Consider the following 16,927-nt stretch of genomic DNA (forward strand, 5'->3'; position numbering starts at 1 on the left):
GTTTTCCGCTGGCTAGCATGGGCGCCTCCTGCTATATTTCCCAGACGCATCTAACTTTGGGAACGAGATGGAAAGCCGTCTGCGCCGCCTGGAGGCCGTCCAGGAAATCCTGCTGGAAATTGGCAAGCTGTCCAACAGCTGCACCGATATCACGGTTTTCCTGCAATCCGTGCATGCGGCGCTGGGCCGCATCATGTACGCCTCGAACTTTTATGTGGCCCTGAGCGACCGCGACGCGCCCGGCAATGCCGTGCGTTTCGTCTACTTCGTCGATGAGGTGGACGACCACCCCTATAAGGACCAGTTGGTGCAGCTGGCCACGCCCGACCAGTCGCCCACCGCCTGGGTCATCCTGAACAAGCAGCGCCTGGTGATGACCGGCGACGAACACCGCGCGCGCGAAGAGAACGAGGTATTTGGCGTCGGCACCATCGCCGAACACTGGGTCGGCTGCCCGCTGCTGGACCAGAGCCACGACGTGATCGGCGCCATGGTGATCCAGAGTTACGACAAGGAGCATACCTATAGCGAGGAAGACCAGGCCCTGTTCGCGCAGATTGCCAACCATGTCTCAAGCGCCCTGCAAGGCTTGCAAAGCATGGACCGGCTGGAACGCGCCGTGCGTGAGCGCACGCTGGAACTGGAGCGTGAAGTGGCCGAGCGCAGCAAGGCCGAACGCCTGCAGCGCGCGCTGTATGAAATTGCCAGCCTGTCCGCCTCCGCCTCCGCCGAATCGGATGCCAAGCTGCTGTACGCCCGCCTGCACGAGATCGTCGGCAGCCTGATCACCTCCCGCAATTTCCTGATCGCGCTGCACCACCCCAAGCGCGATGAAATCTCGATTCCCTACTTCGTCGACGAGAAGGACCTGGTCGCGCCGGTCCAGCGCTTCGAATACGGGATCGGCATGAGTTCCTTCGTGCTGAAAAAGCGCCAACCCATGCTGCTTGACGGCCCCGCTTTCGCAGCACTGATGGCCGGCGGCGAGATCAATGAGCCGCTCGGCAACCAGGGCATTGCCAGCTGGATGGGCTGCCCGATGATGGTAGGCGAGCAGGCGCTGGGCGTGATCATCGTGCAAAGCTACGACGAATCGGTGATGTACACGCAGGCCGAACTGGATATCCTGGCCTATGTTGCCAACCATACTGCCGCCGCCATCGCGCGCACCCGCTCTGACCTCGCGATCCGCCGCGCCAAGGCCGAACTGGAAGAACAGAACAGCGCGCTGGCCACTGCGCTGGCGCAACTGCAGGCCGCGCAATCGGAGCTGGTGCGGCAAGAGAAGCTCGCCTCCCTGGGCCGCCTGGTGGCCGGCGTCGCGCACGAGATCAACACCCCGCTCGGCATCTGCGTCACCGCCACCAGCCACCTGGTGGAGGAACTGCGCCTGTGCCGCCTGGACCTGGCCGAAGGAACGCTCGACGAAGACGGCTTGAACCAATTCTTCGACACTGTCGACCAGTCGCTCAAGATCATGACCACCAACACCCAGCGCGCCGCGGCCCTGGTGCGCAGCTTCAAGCAGGTGGCGGTGGACCAGTCCTCCGACAATATCCGCCACTTCAACCTGCGCAAGTATCTCGACGAAGTACTGCTGTCGCTGCAGCCCAAGCTGAAAGGCAAGCCGATTGCCGTCAACGTCGAATGCCCGCCGGACATCCACTGCGAAAGCTTCCCCGGCGCCGTTTCCCAGATCGTCACCAATATGGTGGTGAACTCGCTGGTGCACGGCTTCGAAGAAGGGCAGCAGGGCATCATCCGTATCACAGGCAAGCTCGATGGCGACCACGTGCTGTTCGACTACAGCGACGACGGCGTCGGCATGGATTCCACCACCTTGCAGCAGTTGTTCGACCCCTTCTTCACCACCAAGCGCGGCTCCGGCGGCAGCGGCCTGGGCGCGCACATCCTGTACAACTTGGTGACCGGCCCGCTGGGCGGCACCGTGAAAGTGGTCAGCTCGCCCGGCATGGGCCTGCACTACCACCTGCGCTTCCCCCGCGCCCAGCGTAGCAAATAGAAAGTCGGGGTCAGCTCCGGCAATCGGACACGGGCTCAGCCGCTCGCGGCTGAGCCCGTGTCCGATTGCCGGAGCTGACCCTGACCCTTCCCCTCATATTTTTGTTGTAAACGTTGAAGGAAGCTGTTAACTTTCAATCCCAAAAACGGCGCATGCATGGCTGTGTCACCCCTTTCATTCGTAGCGTCCAAACTGCGAGGGAAAGGAATAAGCCATGCATGCACATGCAATCATACAGGGGTTATTGGATCAGGAATGTCCGAACATGCATGCCAAGCGGCGGACATGCTTGGCCAAGGTGGCGACAGCGGCGTTGCATGGTGGCCTAAGTCTGGTGCGCATGGGGAAGAAGCTGGCTTCGGCGACGCAGTTGCGCCATCGCATCAAATGCTGTGATCGGCTGTTGAGTAACCCCCATCTGGCGCAGGAAAAGCATGCCGTGTACCGTGCGCTGGCTCGCCGTGTGATCCGCCAGCCTGGTGTGCAGATTGCTGTGGACTGGTCGGCGGTACGAGACGATAGCAGCATTCAGTTGCTACGGGCAGCAGCCATCGTCAAAGGGCGTGCGTTCACCCTCTATGAGGAAACCCACCCCTGCGCCAAGCTTGGCTCACCGATTGTGCATCAACACTTTCTACAATCGTTGCGCAGCATACTTCCACCGGGCAGCCGGGCCATCATCATCACCGATGCCGGCTTTCGCGCCAGTTGGTTCAAGCTGTTAAACCAGCTCGGATTTGCCTGGGTGGGGAGGATCCGCAATCGCGACATGGTGCGCTGGCACGACAGTCCTGGCTGGGTTGGCTGCAAGACGCTCTATGCACAGGCCAGCGCCCATGCGCGCGACCTGGGCCAATACTTTTACACGCGCGCTAATCCTGTCCTGTGCCGGCTTGTGCTGCTGAAACGCCACCCAAAGGGGCGGCGCCGATTGACCAAGATAGGCAAGCCGGCACGCAGCTGCCACAGCAAGAAGAATAGTCGGGGACAACGCGAGCCATGGTTGCTCGCCGTTTCACCCAAGCTCGCCTCACTCAATGCCGAGCAAATCGCCAACATTTACGCTGGCCGCATGCAGATCGAACAAACCTTCCGCGACCTCAAGAACGCGCAGTGGGGAATGGGATTACGCCTTAGTCAGACCCACACATTGCGGCGCTTGGCTATTTTGCTCTTGCTGGGGACATTGCTCACCTACGCACTCTGGCTTATCGGACTCGCCGCTCGCAAAACAGGTTTCAGTGTCGCTTACGGCAGTCGCGCGAAGGCTGCCAGCACTCTGTCAATTCTGTCATTGGCGATGCATTGGATTAATGAGGCCCAACCGCCTTCGATCCATCTGACAGATATCAAACACGCACTTATCGAACTGATATCGATGGTGCGTGTCTGCAAAATATGAGGGGAAGGGTCAGGAGCTGACCCCGACTTTAATCCGGGAAGCGTTCGTTGATGGCGAGCGCCTTGCCCATATTGGCGATCAGCAGTTCGACGTATTTCGGGTCGAGGTGCTTGCCGGCCACTTCGCGCATGTGCTCCACCACCTGCTCTACCGGCCAGGCATCCTTGTAGCAGCGCTTGTGCATCAGGGCGTCGAATACGTCGGATACGGCCACGATGCGGGCGTATTCGTGGATGTCGTGGCCTTTCAGGCCTTGCGGGTAGCCACTGCCGTCGAACTTCTCGTGGTGCTGGTGGGCGATCACGGCGGCCGCCTTCAGGATCGGGCGCTGCGAGCCGTCCAGGATCGACAGGCCGACCGAGGGATGCTGTTTCATGATTTCCCACTCCGCCGGATCGAGCTTGCCGGGTTTCAGCAGCACCGAATCCGGGGTGGCGATCTTGCCGATGTCGTGCATCGGCGCGGCGTGCTTCAGCACGGCGGTTTCCTCTTCCGGCATGCCGGCCGCAGTGGCCAGCAGGTGGCAGAATTCGGCCATCCGGCGCACGTGGTTGCCCGCTTCGTTGGAGCGCGATTCAACCACGTCGCCCAGGCGCATGATCAGCTCGGCCTGGGTGTCGGTGATTTCCTGCGTGAGCAGAATATTGTCGAAGGCGATCGCCACGCCGCTGCAGAAAATCTCCAGCAGCTTCTGGTCGATCTCGGAAATCTCGTCCACGCCTTTCAGCACCAGCAGCGACGCCTTGCCGCTGCTGTTCGGGAAGTAGCCGACGAAGGTGTCGCCGGCCATGCGCGAGATGCGGTTGCGCTCGGCGTCCTTGAGCTGGGCCAGCAGCTCCGGCGTCAGCAGGCTGTCTTCGTCCTGCCCGATCTGGGCCAGCACTTCATAATCGTTTTCGCCGCTGACAGCGCTGGCGCCGCGCAGGCGCACCAGCATGCTTTGCTCCAGGCGCAGCAGCGCGACCACCTGCTGCAGCAGGCCGTTGGCGAAGTCCTTCAGGTTGCGTGCCTGGAAGATGTGGGCCGAAGCGGCAATCACGCGTTCCAGACCTTCGCGATAATGCATCTGCTGCTGGCGCGCTTCTTCCACCTTCATGATGTCACGGTAGGCGCGCAGGGCAGCGAAGGTGGTGGTGAATAGCTTGGTGCGATCGAGCTCGGTCTTTTCCTTGTAATCGTTGATGTCGTAATTGACGATCACGCGTTCTTCCGGCGCCTGGCCCGGCTGGCCGGTGCGCAGCACGATGCGGGTGAACTGGTTGTCCAGGTCTTCGCGCATCCAGCGCGCCACTTCCAGGCCGGAGTCTTCGCGTTCCATCACCACGTCGAGGAAGACCAGGGCAATGTCTTTTTCCCTGGCCAGCACTTCTTTCGCTTCGGCGCCGCTGTAAGCGTGCAGGAAAGCCAGGCCGCGTCCCTCCAGGCGGAATCGGCTCAGTGTGAGCTTGGTGATGTCGTGGATATCGGGTTCGTCATCCACCAGCAGGATTCGCCACGGCGCAAGTTTGGGCGTAGCAGAAGACAAGAAAGACATATTGGCAAGTTCCAAATGTGACATACAGTCCTGGATGATGCGCAATTCCCGGGCGCATCAAAATGATTGTAGTCCTACCCATTGTTATTAACAATAAGCAATACTGGATGAGCTAAATCTTTACAACATCGCTGTGTCGCCGTAACGCTTTTGACAGCGCTCGCACCAGAAAGTCCGGCGCTGGGTCAGCCCCAGGTGGGCCCGGTGCAGCTTGATATTACAACGCGGACAGACGCTACGGTTATGCACCTGCCAATGTTTTTTCAGTTCGAACGCCAGCTTCCAGGCCTTGAATTCGAAACTGTACTGGCGCGCCTGCTGGACCAGCGCGCGCAGCTTGCCTTGGGGTAGATGATTTACCGTGGAGAGAGGGTGTATGTGCAAGCGAAACAATACTTCGTTCTTGATGATATTGCCAACGCCGGCAAAGATGTCCTGGTCGAGCAGGACGTCGCATGCCAGGCGCTCGGGATGTGCGCGCAGCTTTTTCAATGCCAGGCGCGGGCTCCATTGCTCCGACATCACATCGGTGCGCCAGTCGTAGGCCTGCGCCAGCTCGCCTTCCACCAACTTGACCGAGCAGCTGTAAAAGTTCAGCGCCCCGCCTTCTTCAAATTGCAGCGAGAGCCGCGGCGAGGCGCCTTCCTTGCGCTCGTCGATGCGGTAACTGCCGAACATCAGGAAGTGCACGCGCAGCGTATACAGGGGCAGCTCGATCAGGAAATGCTTGCCCCAGCTGCGCAACGACAGGATGGGCTGGCCGGGCAGCTCGTCCAGCGGCAGCAGTTTGCTGTTGCCGCTGGCGGCGCCAATGGTGCGGCCTTCAAACGCGCGCACTTGTTCGGTGAGGATGACGATCGATGGGCCTTCGGGCATGCTGGCCTCCTTGCAGCCCAGTCTCCCGCCCGCGCGCCGGCCGCGCCGTGCGCGCACGCACAGTTGCTATACTCGCCTGCATGCTGATACGACACACCACCGAACAGGACTGGCCACTCCTCAAAGCCCTGCGTCTTGCCGCGCTGCTCGATTCCCCCACCGCCTTTGGCGTAAGCCACGCCAGCGCCGCCGCCAACACCGATGAACAATGGCGCGAGCGCGCCGCTGCGCGCGGCCCGGCGACCTATCTGTTGGCCTTCCACGGCGACACGCCGGTCGGCATGGTCGGCGGCGTGGTCAGCGAGACGCAGGAGTTCAACCTGATTGCGATGTGGGTGCAGCCCGGGCAACGCGGCAGTGGCGCCGCTGCCGCACTGGTCGAGGCAATGCAGGTATATGCGCAAGCGCGCGGCCACACGCGGATGGTACTCGATGTTTCCCCAGCCAACGAACGGGCGGCAGCCTTCTACCTGAAGCGCGGCTTCCGCTTCCTGCCGCATTGGGAAGCGCTGGAAAGCCATCCGCACATCCAGGTCCAGAAAATGGAGTGGTGCCGCTAGCGCGCTTGGTCACAATGTTGTCATTTTCGCTTTCTAGAATGGCGGGCATCCTCAACCCACCCCTTGGAAAGCGGCATGGAACACAAGATCGATCACGACGACATCGGCTACAACGATACCCCGAACGAACATTTCAGCGAAGTCCTCGACAAGCGCATCAGCCGCCGCAACCTGCTGCGCGGTTCGGTCGCATCGGCCATCTCCGTGATGATGGGCTCGGCCACCCTGACCGCCTGCGGCGGCGGCGGCGACGATGCCCCGGTCGTGACCAAGCCGGAAACGCCGGCGCCGGTGGAGAAGCTGCTGGGCTTTACGGCCGTCGGCAAGAGCCTGGCGGACGTGGTCACCGTGCCGGCTGGTTATACCGCCACCGTCATTTACGCGCTGGGCGATCCGCTGACCGCTTCCGCCACTGCCTACAAGAATGATGGCAGCGATGCCGACTTCGAAAACCGCGCCGGCGACCACCACGACGGCATGGAATTCTTCGGCCTGGACAGCGCCGGCAAACCGTCGGCCAGTGGCAATGAGCGCGGCTTGCTGGCCGTCAACCACGAAGCGACCACCAACGACAAACTGTCGTCCTTCTTCATCCACGCCAATGGCGGCAGCAATACCCTGCCGCGCCCGGCCGCGGAAATCGACCGGGAAACCGCGCTGCACGGCATTTCGGTGGTGGAAGTGCGCAAGAACGCCGGCAAGTGGGAATACGTCAAGGACTCGGCGTTCAACCGCCGCGTCACCTGCCTGACCGAATGCGATATCAACGGCCCGGCCAAAGGCAATGCGCTGATGAAGACCAAGTATTCGCCGGACGGCAGCAAGACGCGCGGCACCTTGAACAATTGCGGCACCGGCCGTACCCCGTGGGGCTCCTTCGTCTCCGGCGAAGAAAACTGGAGCGGCTACTTCACCCGCGGCGCGGCGGACGATGCGGCGCGCGGCAACGACAAGAGTGTCGCCGCGCTCAAGCGCTATGGCCGCAGCCAGGGCGCAGCCTCGCGCCACGGCTGGGAAACCGGCGGCCTGGACGACAAGTACCAGCGCTGGAACAACTCCAGGCTGGGCGCTTCGGTGGATGGCAGCGATGATTACCGCAACGAGATGAACGGCATGGGCTATATCGTGGAAGCCGATCCATACAACAAGTCCAAGCCGCTGCGCAAGCGCACCGCGCTGGGCCGCTACGCCCACGAAAGCGCTGCCTTCGGCAAGACCGTGGCCGGCCAGCCGCTGGCCGTCTACATGGGCGACGATTCGCGCAACGAGTACATCTACAAATTCGTTTCCACCGCCACCTGGAGCGATGCTGACGCCAACCCGGCCGACCTGCTGGCCACCGGCGACAAATACCTGGACGCGGGCAAGCTGTTCGTGGCCAAGTTCGCTGCCGACGGCAGCGGCACCTGGATCGAGCTGAGCATCAGCAACGCCGCCATTGCCACCTATGCGGCCTACAAGTTCGCCGACCAGGCCGACGTGCTGGTCAACGCCCGCCTGGCGGCGGACGCCGTGGGCGCCACCAAGATGGACCGCCCGGAATGGTGCTCGGTCAACCCGGCCAACGGCGAGGTCTACTTCACGCTGACCAATAACAGCGGCCGCAGCGTGCCGGACGGGCCGAACCCGCGCACCTATGAAGACATGAAAGGCGCGAGCAAGCAGACCGGCAACGTCAACGGCCACATCCTGCGCGTCAAGGAAAAGGATGGCAACGCTTCCGCCGCCTTCAGCTGGGACGTCTACCTGTTCGGCGCCCAGTCCGATGCCAACCCGGGCATGGTCAACCTGTCCAGCCTGACTGCCGACCAGGACTTCTCCAGCCCGGACGGCCTGGCCTTCTCGCGCGCCACTGGCATCTGCTGGATCCAGACCGACGACGGCGCCTACACCGACGCCACCAACTGCATGATGCTGGCCGGCCTGCCTGGCGCCGTAGGTGACGGCAAGAAAGTCACGCTGGCTTACGGCAGCGGCAATATCGACACCTTCGTCGGCAAGACCCCGACCGCCGACACACTCAAGCGCTTCCTGGTCGGCCCGGTCGATTGCGAACTGACTGGCATTGCCGAGACGCCGGACGGCAAGACACTGTTCGTCAACATCCAGCACCCGGGCGAAGGCACGGCCCACGCCAATCTCGCCGACCCGACCAAGTACACCAGCCAATGGCCGGCCAATGCCGGCTACGGCGCCGGCAAGCGCCCGCGTTCGGCCACCATCGCCATCACCAAGAACGACGGCGGCCGTATCGGTAGTTAATTAAAAGTCGGGGTCAGCTCCGGCAATCGGACATTTTGTCCGATTGCCGGAGCTGACCCCGACTTTCATATCGGTAGCTAAATGTAAGCAGTTGTCTGCAGTTGTCGGTGCAAATGGGCCCTGGGTTGCGGGCCCATTTTTTTTGTCAGGAATTGTTTCATTTGCGGCGGGGCGGCGGCGCAGGAGTATATTGAAGGTGAGCTACGAAAGGAAACCGATCATGAAACGCCAAACTCGCTTCTGGATTGCCGCCGCCCTGCTGCTGGCGGCTGCCGGCGCCGCCTCGGCCGGCGGGGTGACGGTCAAGTACCAGGACCCGGACAAGTTCGCGGACGTGCCGTTCTGGGAACAGGACCGCGATCAGGTGCTGAAAGAGCTGACCACCCACTTCGACCACTTGGCCCGTCAGTTGCCGGCCAATCAGCAACTGTCGATCACGGTGACCGATATCGACCTGGCCGGGCGCGTCGAGCCGCGCCGCCGTTCCATGCGCGATATCCGTATCCTGCGCGGCGGGGCCGACTGGCCGACCATGGAATTGCACTATACGCTGGAGCAGGATGGCAAGGTGCTGGCCAGCGGCACCGACCGCCTCAGCAACATGATGTACCTGGAACGGCTGAACCGCTACGCCAGCGGCGATTCGCTGCGCTATGAAAAGCCGATGGTCGATGAGTGGTTCAAGAAGAACTTCGGCGCGCCAACTCAGCTCAGCAGCAAGTAGCGGTCCCGCTCAGTCGATCCAGTTGACGCGGCTGAACTTGGCGCGGAAGTCGTCCGGCATCGGTACCACCTGGCTGTGCGTGTAGTTGTAGAACACGAAGCCTTGCTTGGCCATGGCCACCAGCGTGCCGTCGGCCGGGCGGGTGATGCGGAAGATGACATCGCCGCCGTATTTGTTGAAATCCATCACGCCTACTTCAAACAGCAACTGGTCGCGCGCATGCGCTTCGGCGCGGTAGGTGGTGGCCAGGTCGGTGACGATGATGCCGGTGCCGTCGGCTTCCGTTTCCTGCACGCCAAACTCGAACAGGAAGCGCGCCCGCGCTTCCGAGATCATGGAGATCATCGAATCGTTGCCGAGGTGCTTGGCACCGTTGATGTCGGTGACGCGCACCGTGAGCTGGGTCGAGAAACAGAATTGGTCTTCCGGGAACGCAAGCGTCAGTCTGGCCATGTCTTTCGTGGGCAAGTGGGAAAGCGTCCATTGTAGCGCGCCTTCGCCACTTGGATCGGCGCCGCTACGGTTTGCGGATGATCTGGTACACCTTGCCCGATGCGCTCAGCATGTACAGCTCGCCTGCCGCATCCTGGCCGAAGCCGGGCACTTGGCCGATGTCGCCCACGGCCCAGTCTTTGGCTTCGCTGACGCCGCCATTGGCGTACAGGAAGCTCTTCAGGAAGCCCTTGCAGTAGTCCGAATAAAGGTAGCGCCCGGCCAGCTCCGGCAAGGCCGTGCCGCGGTAGACAAAGCCGCCGGTGATCGAGCAACCGTTGACGTTGTTGGCGCCCTGGTCGTATTCGAACGCGGGCAGGGTCAGTCCTTGTTGGGAGCAACTGGCGGCGTTGAAGCAACTCGTGCCTTCCATGATGTTCCAGCCGTAATTGGCCGGCTTGAGGCCGGTCGACACCACGTTGACCTCCTCCTTCAAGTCCTGCCCGACGTCGGCAATGTACAGCGTGGAGGCGCTGTTGTCGAAAGCGAAGCGCCACGGGTTGCGCAAGCCGTAAGCCCAAATCTCGCCGCGTTTGCCGGCCTGCCCGACAAAGGGATTGTCGGCCGGCACGTTATACAGCGGCGGCACCACATCGTCCACTTTCAGGCGCAGCAGCTTGCCCAGCAGCGAGTCGAGGTTTTGCGCATTGCCGTTCGGATCGCCGGCGCCGCCGCCATCGCCGGTGCCGGCATACAGGTAGCCGTCGGCGCCGAAGGCCAGCATGCCGCCGTAATGGTTGTTGTAAGTCGGGTGCGGGATGGTGATGATGCGCTTCAGGGTGGTCATGTCGGCCAGGTCGGGATTGCCGGCCGCGACCTTCACTTCGTCGATGGCGATATTGCTGAACTTGTCCGTGTAGTAGACGTAGAGGCGGCCGTTTTGCGCGTAGGCGGGGTGGAAGGCCATCGACAGCAAGCCGCCTTCGCCATCGGTACCGATCAGGCCGGTCAGGTCGAAGAAGGGCGTTGCGCGCAGGCTGCCGTCGCTGGCCAGGATGCGGATGCGGCCGGCGCGTTCGACAATGAAGCGGCGCGTGTCGCCGGCCGGTGCCGTCAGGAGCAAAGGCATGCTGAGGCCGCTGGCCACTTCCTTCACGGTCAGGGCGAAGGCCGGCTTGGGCGGCTCGGGCGGCGGCGGATCGGGTTGGGTCACGGGCGGGGAACTGCCGCCGCCACCGCCACCGCAAGCGGCCAGCGCGGCGGCCATCAAGGTTGCGGCCAGTGTGCAGGCCGGGGACAAAGCGGGGACCGCAGTTGCGGGCCGGGAATTCAGGTCATCAGCCATCATTTCCTCCGGTTGGGTTAGCAGTCCACTGTAGAACTGCCCAACTGCGCCATCTGTGCGGGAACGCACTTACTGGTTTTCGCTCAGGAACAGCAAGCTGTGGCCGTGGGCCTCGGCCGCACTGCGCTGGTGATAGCTGTTGCGGTGGTTGCAATTGAAGCCGTGTTCGGCGTCCGGGTAGAGGTGGATTTCGACCTCTTCGCGCGCGTCAAAACGTTCGGCAATCCGGCGCACTGCCGCGTGCGGGATGTGGCTGTCGCGCGCGCCGAAGTGCAGCAGCAGCGGGCCGTCGATGGCGTCGGCGCGCGCCAGGCAATCCTGGATGCCGCCGCCGTAGTAGGCCACCGCATGTTCGGCATGGCCGTTGGCCAGCGCCAGGTAAGCCATGCGGCCGCCCCAGCAGTAGCCCAGCGCGGCCAGCCTGCCTTCGGCGCCGGGCGTGGCGCGCAGGGCGGCGGCGGCGGCGCCGATATCGGCCTGGGCCTGGGCCACGTCGGCGCGCTGCATGCACTGGGCGGCGCGGCCCCAGTCCGCTTCGTCATAGGCGAACTCGAGGCGCCGGCCCTGGCGCCAGAACAGGTCGGGCGCCAGCACCACATAGCCGTCGGCGGCGTACTGCTCGGCCACCGCACGGATATGGGCGTTGACGCCGAAGATTTCCTGCAGCAAGAGCAGGGCGGGGCCGTGGCCGCTGCGCGGCAGGGCCAGGAAGGCGTCGAAGGCGCCGTCCGGCCCGGCCACCGTGGTCCATTGGCTACTCAGGTCCATGGCCTCAGCCCGCTTGCGGCGGCCGGGCCAGCGATTGCAGGCAAGCCTCCAGGTCCTGGCGCGCGAAGGCCGAGACGTTCTTGGCCACTTCGGCCGTCACCAGCTTGCGGGTCTGCTTGTCCAGGCTGTCGCGCAGCAGGCCCAGGAAACGCGGCGCCGCCACCAGGGCCAGCTGCTGGAAGCGCTGTTGCGCGGCCGCCGTGTCGAGCCGGTGGCCGATCTCGCGCGCGAACTGGCGCACCTCGTGCTGTACCGGTTCTTCCACCCGCGGCGCAGTGTGGCCGCGGCCTTCCGGGCCGAAATACTGGCCATGGCCGTCGGAAGCCAGCTGGCGGTTGTCGGCGCGCCCCAGCGGGTTGGCCAGGTCTTCGATTTCCTCGGCCGGCAGTTGGCCGTCGCGCAACTGGAAGATGCGGGCGTGGCTGCTGTCAGCCACGACGATCCAGGTTTTTTCCATGGTCGCCTCCTCGTGGTGTGGGCAGCCCAGTATAGGCCGCTGCCGCGGCGCCCGGCGCGCGCGAGGCGGGCGGAAAATGTTGCCCTATGGCATTAAAGGGCCGGCCGTGCGAAAATGGTAAGCTCGCACCGGCAGGGGGCCCGATGGACGATCCGCGCAACGCAGCACCACAGCAAGCTTTCCGCAGCCGCACTGCGGCGCTGGCGCTGCTGTGCGGCTTTGGCCTGACCGGTGCCCTGTTTGCCGGCGTCAGCCGGCTCGAGGCGCAGCGCGCCCAGCTGGCGTTCGAACAGCGCGTGCAGGCGCGCGCCTTCGTGCTGCGCGAGGGCATCGGCGGCGCCCTGGCCAGCCTGCACGCGGTCAACCAGTTGTTCCTGGCCCGCCCCGATGCCAGCCGCGCAGAATTCCACCGTTTCGTCACGCCACTGCTGGCGCGCCACCCCTATGTGCTGGGCACCAGCTACCTGCGCTTCATCGAGCACGCTGAGCGGCCTGCTTTCGAAGCGTCCCTGCAAGCGCTGCAGCCGGGCGCCACGGTGCGGGAAATGCGCGCAGGCGCGGCAGTGCCGGCAGGCGTGCGGCCGCGCTACCGGGTGATCGATTACATCGAGCCACTGGCCGGCAACGAGGCCGCGCTGGGCCTCGATACCCTGTTCCCCGACCACGGCGAAGCGGCGCGTGCGCGCGCTTATGCCAGCGGCGCTGCGGCCGCCGGGCCGCTGGTGCAACTGGTGCAGCGCGCGGGCACGCGCACCCGGCTGGGGGTGGTGGTGTCGATGCCGCTGTACGCCGGCGGCGCGGCAGGCGGCCAGGTGGTCGGCGAAACGGCATTGACCCTGCAGCCGGGCGAGATGGTCGAGAAAATTTTCGCCAGCGCCGGGCCGGCCGCCACTGTGCCCGACATGCAGGTGTATGCCAGTGCCAGCGCCGACCCGGCCGCCCTGGTCTACGCCACGCCGCCGCCGCCGTCCCACGGCGGGCTGGCTTTGCCGGCCTGGCTGTACCCGGCGCGCACGGCGCCGCTGGAACAGGCGATCGACGTGGCGGGCACGCGCTGGCTGATGGTGGCCACCCCCGCCAAGCGCATCCTGGCCGGCGAGCACCTGGCGTCGCTGTTTACGCTGGTGCTGGGCGTGCTGACCACCCTGATCGGCTCGGCCTTCATCGATTCGCTCAAACGCCGCAAGCGCTTGATCCAGCAGCGCGTGGCCACGCGCACGGCGGAACTGAAGGCCGCCAACCAGGCCTTGCTGCTGCGCCAGCGCGCCATCGAGTCGAGCACCAATGCGGTGATGATCACCGCGGCCGAAGCGCACAACCCGATCGTCTACGTGAACCCGGCCTATGAACGCATCACCGGCTACCGCGCGCAGGAGGCGCTGGGCAGCAGCCCGCGCGTGCTGTTTGGCGACGACGTCGACCAGCCCGGCATCGACGAATTGCGGGCGGCAATCCGCGAACAGCGCGACGGCCACGCGGTGCTGCGCTGCTACCGCAAGGACGGCACCCTGTTCTGGAACGACGTGGTGATGTCGCCGGTGCGCGACGAGCATGGCGTGGTGGTCAACTTCATCTCGATCCAGCATGACATCTCCGCCATCAAGGCTTATGAGTCGGAGCTGGAGCACAAGTCGACCCACGATGCGCTGACCGGCTTGCCGAACCGCGTGCTGCTGCAGGACCGGCTGGCGCAGACCATCCAGCATTCGGGGCGCAAGGGGCACGAACTGTGGCTGGTGTCGATCGACCTGGACCGCTTCAAGTTCACCAACAGCCGCCTGGGCCACAAGGGCGGCGACCGCCTGCTGCAGATCGTAGCGGCGCGGCTGCAGGCGGCGGTGCGGCCGGTGGATACGGTGGCGCGCCTGGGCGGCGACGAATTTGCGCTGCTGCTGTTGCCCGAGCGGGGCGGCACGGCGCCGCGCGCCGAACAGCTGCAGCGCGTGCTGGACGGCCTGGCGGCGCCGCTGGTGCTCGACGGCACGGAGCTGTTCCTGACTGCCAGCGCCGGCATTGCCGCCTTCCCGACCGACAGCAAGGAGCCCGGCGTGCTGGCCGAACGCGCCGACATGGCCATGTTCCGCGCCAAGGAAATGGGCGGCAACCAGTACCAGTTCTACACCGCTGCCATGAACGAGCGCCTGGCCGAACGGCTGCGTATCGAAAGCGCGCTGCGCACGGCGCTGGAGCGGCGCGAATTCGAGCTGCACTACCAGCCGCAGGTCGACTGCACCACGGGCCGCATCATGGGCATGGAAGCGCTGATCCGCTGGCGCCATCCCGAGATGGGCATGGTGGCGCCCAACCGCTTCATTGCCCTGGCCGAGGAGACGGGCCAGATCCTGGCTGTGGGCCATTGGGTGCTGCGCAGCGCCTGCCGCCAGCTGCGCGACTGGCAGCGCGACGGACGGCGCGAGCTGCGCATCGCGGTCAACGTCTCGGCGCGCCAACTGGCCGAGCCGGACTTCGTGCAGGGGGTGGCGGAAGTGCTGGCCGATACCGGCCTGGCGCCGCGCTGCCTGGAGCTGGAGCTGACCGAGAGCGCGGTGATGGACGACGTGGCGCACGCCACCGCCGTCATGCACGAGCTGAAAAAGCTGGGCGTGAAGCTGGCGATCGACGATTTCGGCACCGGCTATTCCTCGCTGGCGCACCTGAAGCGCTTCGAGATCGACGTGCTGAAGATCGACCAGACCTTCGTGCGCGACCTGACGGTCGATCCGGACGATGCGGCCATCGTCACCACCATCATCGCGCTGGCCGACAACCTGGGGCTGGAAGTGATTTCGGAAGGGGTGGAGACGCAGGAGCAACTGGACTTCCTGCGCGCCCATGGCTGCCGCCACATGCAGGGCTACTTCTTCGGCCGGCCAGTGCCGGCCGCAGGCTTCCTCGCCCTGCTGGAGCAGGACGAGGCGTCGGCTAGCGCTTCACAAAGCTGAACGGATCGCCCTTCTTCCAGGTTGGCTTGGACTTGCCGTTGGCCACTTCATAGCCCAGGTTCAGCGTGAACTGGGCTTGCTGCACCATGCCCGACAAGTCCCAGCCGGCGTGGTATTCGTCCTTGACGCTGTGGTAGTCGTGCTTGAAGGCGACGATGCTGGCGGCCGAGGCGTCGTGCGCGTGCTCGAACTCGAAGTGGCCGTCGCCGGAGAACACGGCGGAACCGACGTTAAACGCCGGCACGCCAGCCTTGGCGAACTGGAAGTGGTCGGCGCGGAAGTAGGCGCCCGACAGGTCGGGAATTGGCGGCGCCAGTTTCAGGCCCATCTGCCGCGCGACTTTGGCGGCGCTGTCGTACAGCGAGCTGCGCTCGGCGCCGGCCACGCCGATGTCCCTGGTGCGGCCGGCAAAGTTCATGGAATCGAGGTTCAGGTCGGCCAGGGTGCGCTGGAGCGGGAAGGCGGGTTCCGCGACGTAGGCCTGGGCGCCGTGCATGCCGACTTCCTCGGCGGCCGGCCACAGGAACACCTGCGAGCGTTTGGCCGGCTTCTGCACGGCGGCGGCGGCCATGGCCAGCAGGGCGGCGGCGCCGGAGCCGTTGTCGATGGCGCCGTTATAGATGCGGTCGGTGCCGTCGGCCGCACCGTCGGCCTTGCCCAGGTGGTCCCAGTGCGCCGAGTAGACCACGGCTTCGTGCTTCAGAATCGGATCGCTGCCGGGCACAATGCCGACCACGTTGAACTGTTCGACCTGGCGCACGCTGGAGCGGATCTCGCTGTGGGCGCTGATGTTCAGGACGACCGGGCGGAAGTCGCGCCGTTCGGCGGCCGCGCGCAGGGCGTCGAGGTCGAAGCCGGCCGCTTGGAACAGGGTGCGCGTGTAGTCTTCGGACAGCCAGCCTTCGATCAGATTGCCGCCGCCGGGCGCGTGGAAGCGTTCCAGCGAGAAGCTGGTGGCGGGCACGTTCCAGCCGTAGGCGGCCGAGGGCGTGGTGTGGATCAGCAAGGCACCGGCGGCGCCGCGGCGTACCGCTTCCTCGTACTTGTACATCCAGCGGCCGTACCAGGTGTAGCCTTTGCCGGCAAAGCGGTTCGGTTCTTCAGCGCTCGGCTGCGGGTCGTTGACCATCATGACGAGGATCTTGCCCTTGACGTCGACGTCCTTGTAATCGTTCCAGTTTTCTTCCGGCGCGATGGCGCCGTAGCCGACGAACACCAGCGGCGCGTCAAACACCACTTCGGCGCGGCCGCTGCCGGTGCCGATCAGGACGTCCTGGCCCAGGCGCGGCGTGAGGGTGCTGGCGCCGGCCGCGAACCTGATCGAGCTGCCAGGCTGCAGCCGGCTGCCCTGGAATCTCACCGGCTGGCGGTACAGGCCGTTGGCCAGCGGTTTCAGGCCGATGGCGGCGGCCTGGGTTTCCAGGTAGCGCACGGCGAGGTCGCCGCCGCGCTGGCCGGTGCCGCGGCCTTCGAGCAGGTCGTCGGCGAGGAAGGAAAGGTGGGCGCGCAGCGGCGCTTCCTTGACGGTGGGCGCTTGCTGCGCTGCGGCAGAAGCGGCCGCCAGCAGCAGACTGGCAGGGATCAGGTACTTGGTTTTCATGG

Annotated in this window: 13 protein-coding genes; 6 read left to right on the top strand and 7 right to left on the bottom strand. The window is 64.6% G+C overall.

Features of this window, described 5'->3' with window-relative positions:
* Positions 1–67 precede the first annotated feature (67 nt).
* Together ACWBU6_RS04955 and ACWBU6_RS04960 are read left to right on the top strand one after the other, a co-directional pair.
* Positions 68–2,023 (top strand): GAF domain-containing sensor histidine kinase, encoded by a 1,956-nt coding sequence (locus ACWBU6_RS04955; protein WP_452647730.1) that lies wholly within the window; start codon positions 68–70, stop codon positions 2,021–2,023.
* 214 nt (positions 2,024–2,237) lie between these two features.
* A complete protein-coding gene (locus tag ACWBU6_RS04960) occupies positions 2,238–3,425 on the top strand; it encodes an IS4 family transposase (RefSeq protein ID WP_452644803.1) in 1,188 nt (395 codons plus the stop codon).
* A gap of 28 nt (positions 3,426–3,453) precedes the next feature.
* Here ACWBU6_RS04960 and ACWBU6_RS04965 read toward each other — a convergent pair whose 3' ends face one another.
* Both ACWBU6_RS04965 and ACWBU6_RS04970 read right to left on the bottom strand, forming a co-directional pair.
* A complete protein-coding gene (locus tag ACWBU6_RS04965; protein WP_452647731.1) occupies positions 3,454–4,959 on the bottom strand; it encodes a DUF3369 domain-containing protein in 1,506 nt (501 codons plus the stop codon).
* 120 nt (positions 4,960–5,079) lie between these two features.
* On the bottom strand, positions 5,080–5,835 hold the full coding sequence (locus tag ACWBU6_RS04970) for a DNA-formamidopyrimidine glycosylase family protein (RefSeq protein WP_452647732.1): 756 nt from the start codon (positions 5,833–5,835) through the stop codon (positions 5,080–5,082).
* A gap of 80 nt (positions 5,836–5,915) precedes the next feature.
* Here ACWBU6_RS04970 and ACWBU6_RS04975 point away from each other — a divergent pair, with 80 nt between their 5' ends.
* From ACWBU6_RS04975 to ACWBU6_RS04985, 3 genes are all read left to right on the top strand, one after another.
* Entirely contained in the window at positions 5,916–6,395 is a 480-nt protein-coding gene (locus ACWBU6_RS04975) for a GNAT family N-acetyltransferase (protein WP_452647733.1), read from the top strand.
* Between the two features lie 75 nt (positions 6,396–6,470).
* The gene (locus tag ACWBU6_RS04980; protein WP_452647734.1) at positions 6,471–8,657 is read left to right on the top strand and encodes a PhoX family protein; all 2,187 of its coding nucleotides are present in this window, start codon (positions 6,471–6,473) and stop codon (positions 8,655–8,657) included.
* A gap of 220 nt (positions 8,658–8,877) precedes the next feature.
* The gene (locus tag ACWBU6_RS04985; protein ID WP_452647735.1) at positions 8,878–9,381 is read left to right on the top strand and encodes a DUF3016 domain-containing protein; all 504 of its coding nucleotides are present in this window, start codon (positions 8,878–8,880) and stop codon (positions 9,379–9,381) included.
* Positions 9,382–9,390: 9 nt separating this feature from the next.
* On the opposite strand, the gene ACWBU6_RS04990 is transcribed toward ACWBU6_RS04985, so the two are convergent.
* From ACWBU6_RS04990 to ACWBU6_RS05005, 4 genes are all read right to left on the bottom strand, one after another.
* Entirely contained in the window at positions 9,391–9,834 is a 444-nt protein-coding gene (locus ACWBU6_RS04990) for a thioesterase family protein (RefSeq protein WP_452647736.1), read from the bottom strand.
* Between the two features lie 64 nt (positions 9,835–9,898).
* Positions 9,899–11,161: a PQQ-dependent sugar dehydrogenase gene (locus ACWBU6_RS04995; RefSeq protein ID WP_452647737.1), complete on the bottom strand. Its 1,263-nt coding sequence runs from the start codon at positions 11,159–11,161 to the stop codon at positions 9,899–9,901.
* A gap of 66 nt (positions 11,162–11,227) precedes the next feature.
* Complete coding sequence (locus ACWBU6_RS05000; protein ID WP_452649528.1) at positions 11,228–11,920, bottom strand: dienelactone hydrolase family protein; 693 nt, start codon at positions 11,918–11,920, stop codon at positions 11,228–11,230.
* Between the two features lie 10 nt (positions 11,921–11,930).
* Positions 11,931–12,383: a host attachment protein gene (locus ACWBU6_RS05005; protein ID WP_452647738.1), complete on the bottom strand. Its 453-nt coding sequence runs from the start codon at positions 12,381–12,383 to the stop codon at positions 11,931–11,933.
* Between the two features lie 143 nt (positions 12,384–12,526).
* On the opposite strand from ACWBU6_RS05005, the gene ACWBU6_RS05010 reads away from it, so the two are divergent.
* A complete protein-coding gene (locus ACWBU6_RS05010; protein WP_452647739.1) occupies positions 12,527–15,325 on the top strand; it encodes a bifunctional diguanylate cyclase/phosphodiesterase in 2,799 nt (932 codons plus the stop codon).
* On the opposite strand, the gene ACWBU6_RS05015 is transcribed toward ACWBU6_RS05010, so the two are convergent.
* Entirely contained in the window at positions 15,306–16,925 is a 1,620-nt protein-coding gene (locus tag ACWBU6_RS05015; protein ID WP_452647740.1) for a M28 family peptidase, read from the bottom strand. The two genes, ACWBU6_RS05010 and ACWBU6_RS05015, sit on opposite strands and share 20 nt — an antisense overlap.
* Positions 16,926–16,927: the final 2 nt, after the last annotated feature.

The sequence above is a fragment of the Pseudoduganella sp. HUAS MS19 genome (genome assembly GCF_053615455.1).

Coding starts and splice junctions, on each gene's coding strand:
- ACWBU6_RS04955 (WP_452647730.1), top strand. CDS start 68: ATGGAAAGCCGTCTGCGCCGCCTGGAGGCCGTCCAGGAAATCCTGCTG.
- ACWBU6_RS04960 (WP_452644803.1), top strand. CDS start 2,238: ATGCATGCACATGCAATCATACAGGGGTTATTGGATCAGGAATGTCCG.
- ACWBU6_RS04965 (WP_452647731.1), bottom strand. CDS start 4,959: ATGTCTTTCTTGTCTTCTGCTACGCCCAAACTTGCGCCGTGGCGAATC.
- ACWBU6_RS04970 (WP_452647732.1), bottom strand. CDS start 5,835: ATGCCCGAAGGCCCATCGATCGTCATCCTCACCGAACAAGTGCGCGCG.
- ACWBU6_RS04975 (WP_452647733.1), top strand. CDS start 5,916: ATGCTGATACGACACACCACCGAACAGGACTGGCCACTCCTCAAAGCC.
- ACWBU6_RS04980 (WP_452647734.1), top strand. CDS start 6,471: ATGGAACACAAGATCGATCACGACGACATCGGCTACAACGATACCCCG.
- ACWBU6_RS04985 (WP_452647735.1), top strand. CDS start 8,878: ATGAAACGCCAAACTCGCTTCTGGATTGCCGCCGCCCTGCTGCTGGCG.
- ACWBU6_RS04990 (WP_452647736.1), bottom strand. CDS start 9,834: ATGGCCAGACTGACGCTTGCGTTCCCGGAAGACCAATTCTGTTTCTCG.
- ACWBU6_RS04995 (WP_452647737.1), bottom strand. CDS start 11,161: ATGATGGCTGATGACCTGAATTCCCGGCCCGCAACTGCGGTCCCCGCT.
- ACWBU6_RS05005 (WP_452647738.1), bottom strand. CDS start 12,383: ATGGAAAAAACCTGGATCGTCGTGGCTGACAGCAGCCACGCCCGCATC.
- ACWBU6_RS05010 (WP_452647739.1), top strand. CDS start 12,527: ATGGACGATCCGCGCAACGCAGCACCACAGCAAGCTTTCCGCAGCCGC.
- ACWBU6_RS05015 (WP_452647740.1), bottom strand. CDS start 16,925: ATGAAAACCAAGTACCTGATCCCTGCCAGTCTGCTGCTGGCGGCCGCT.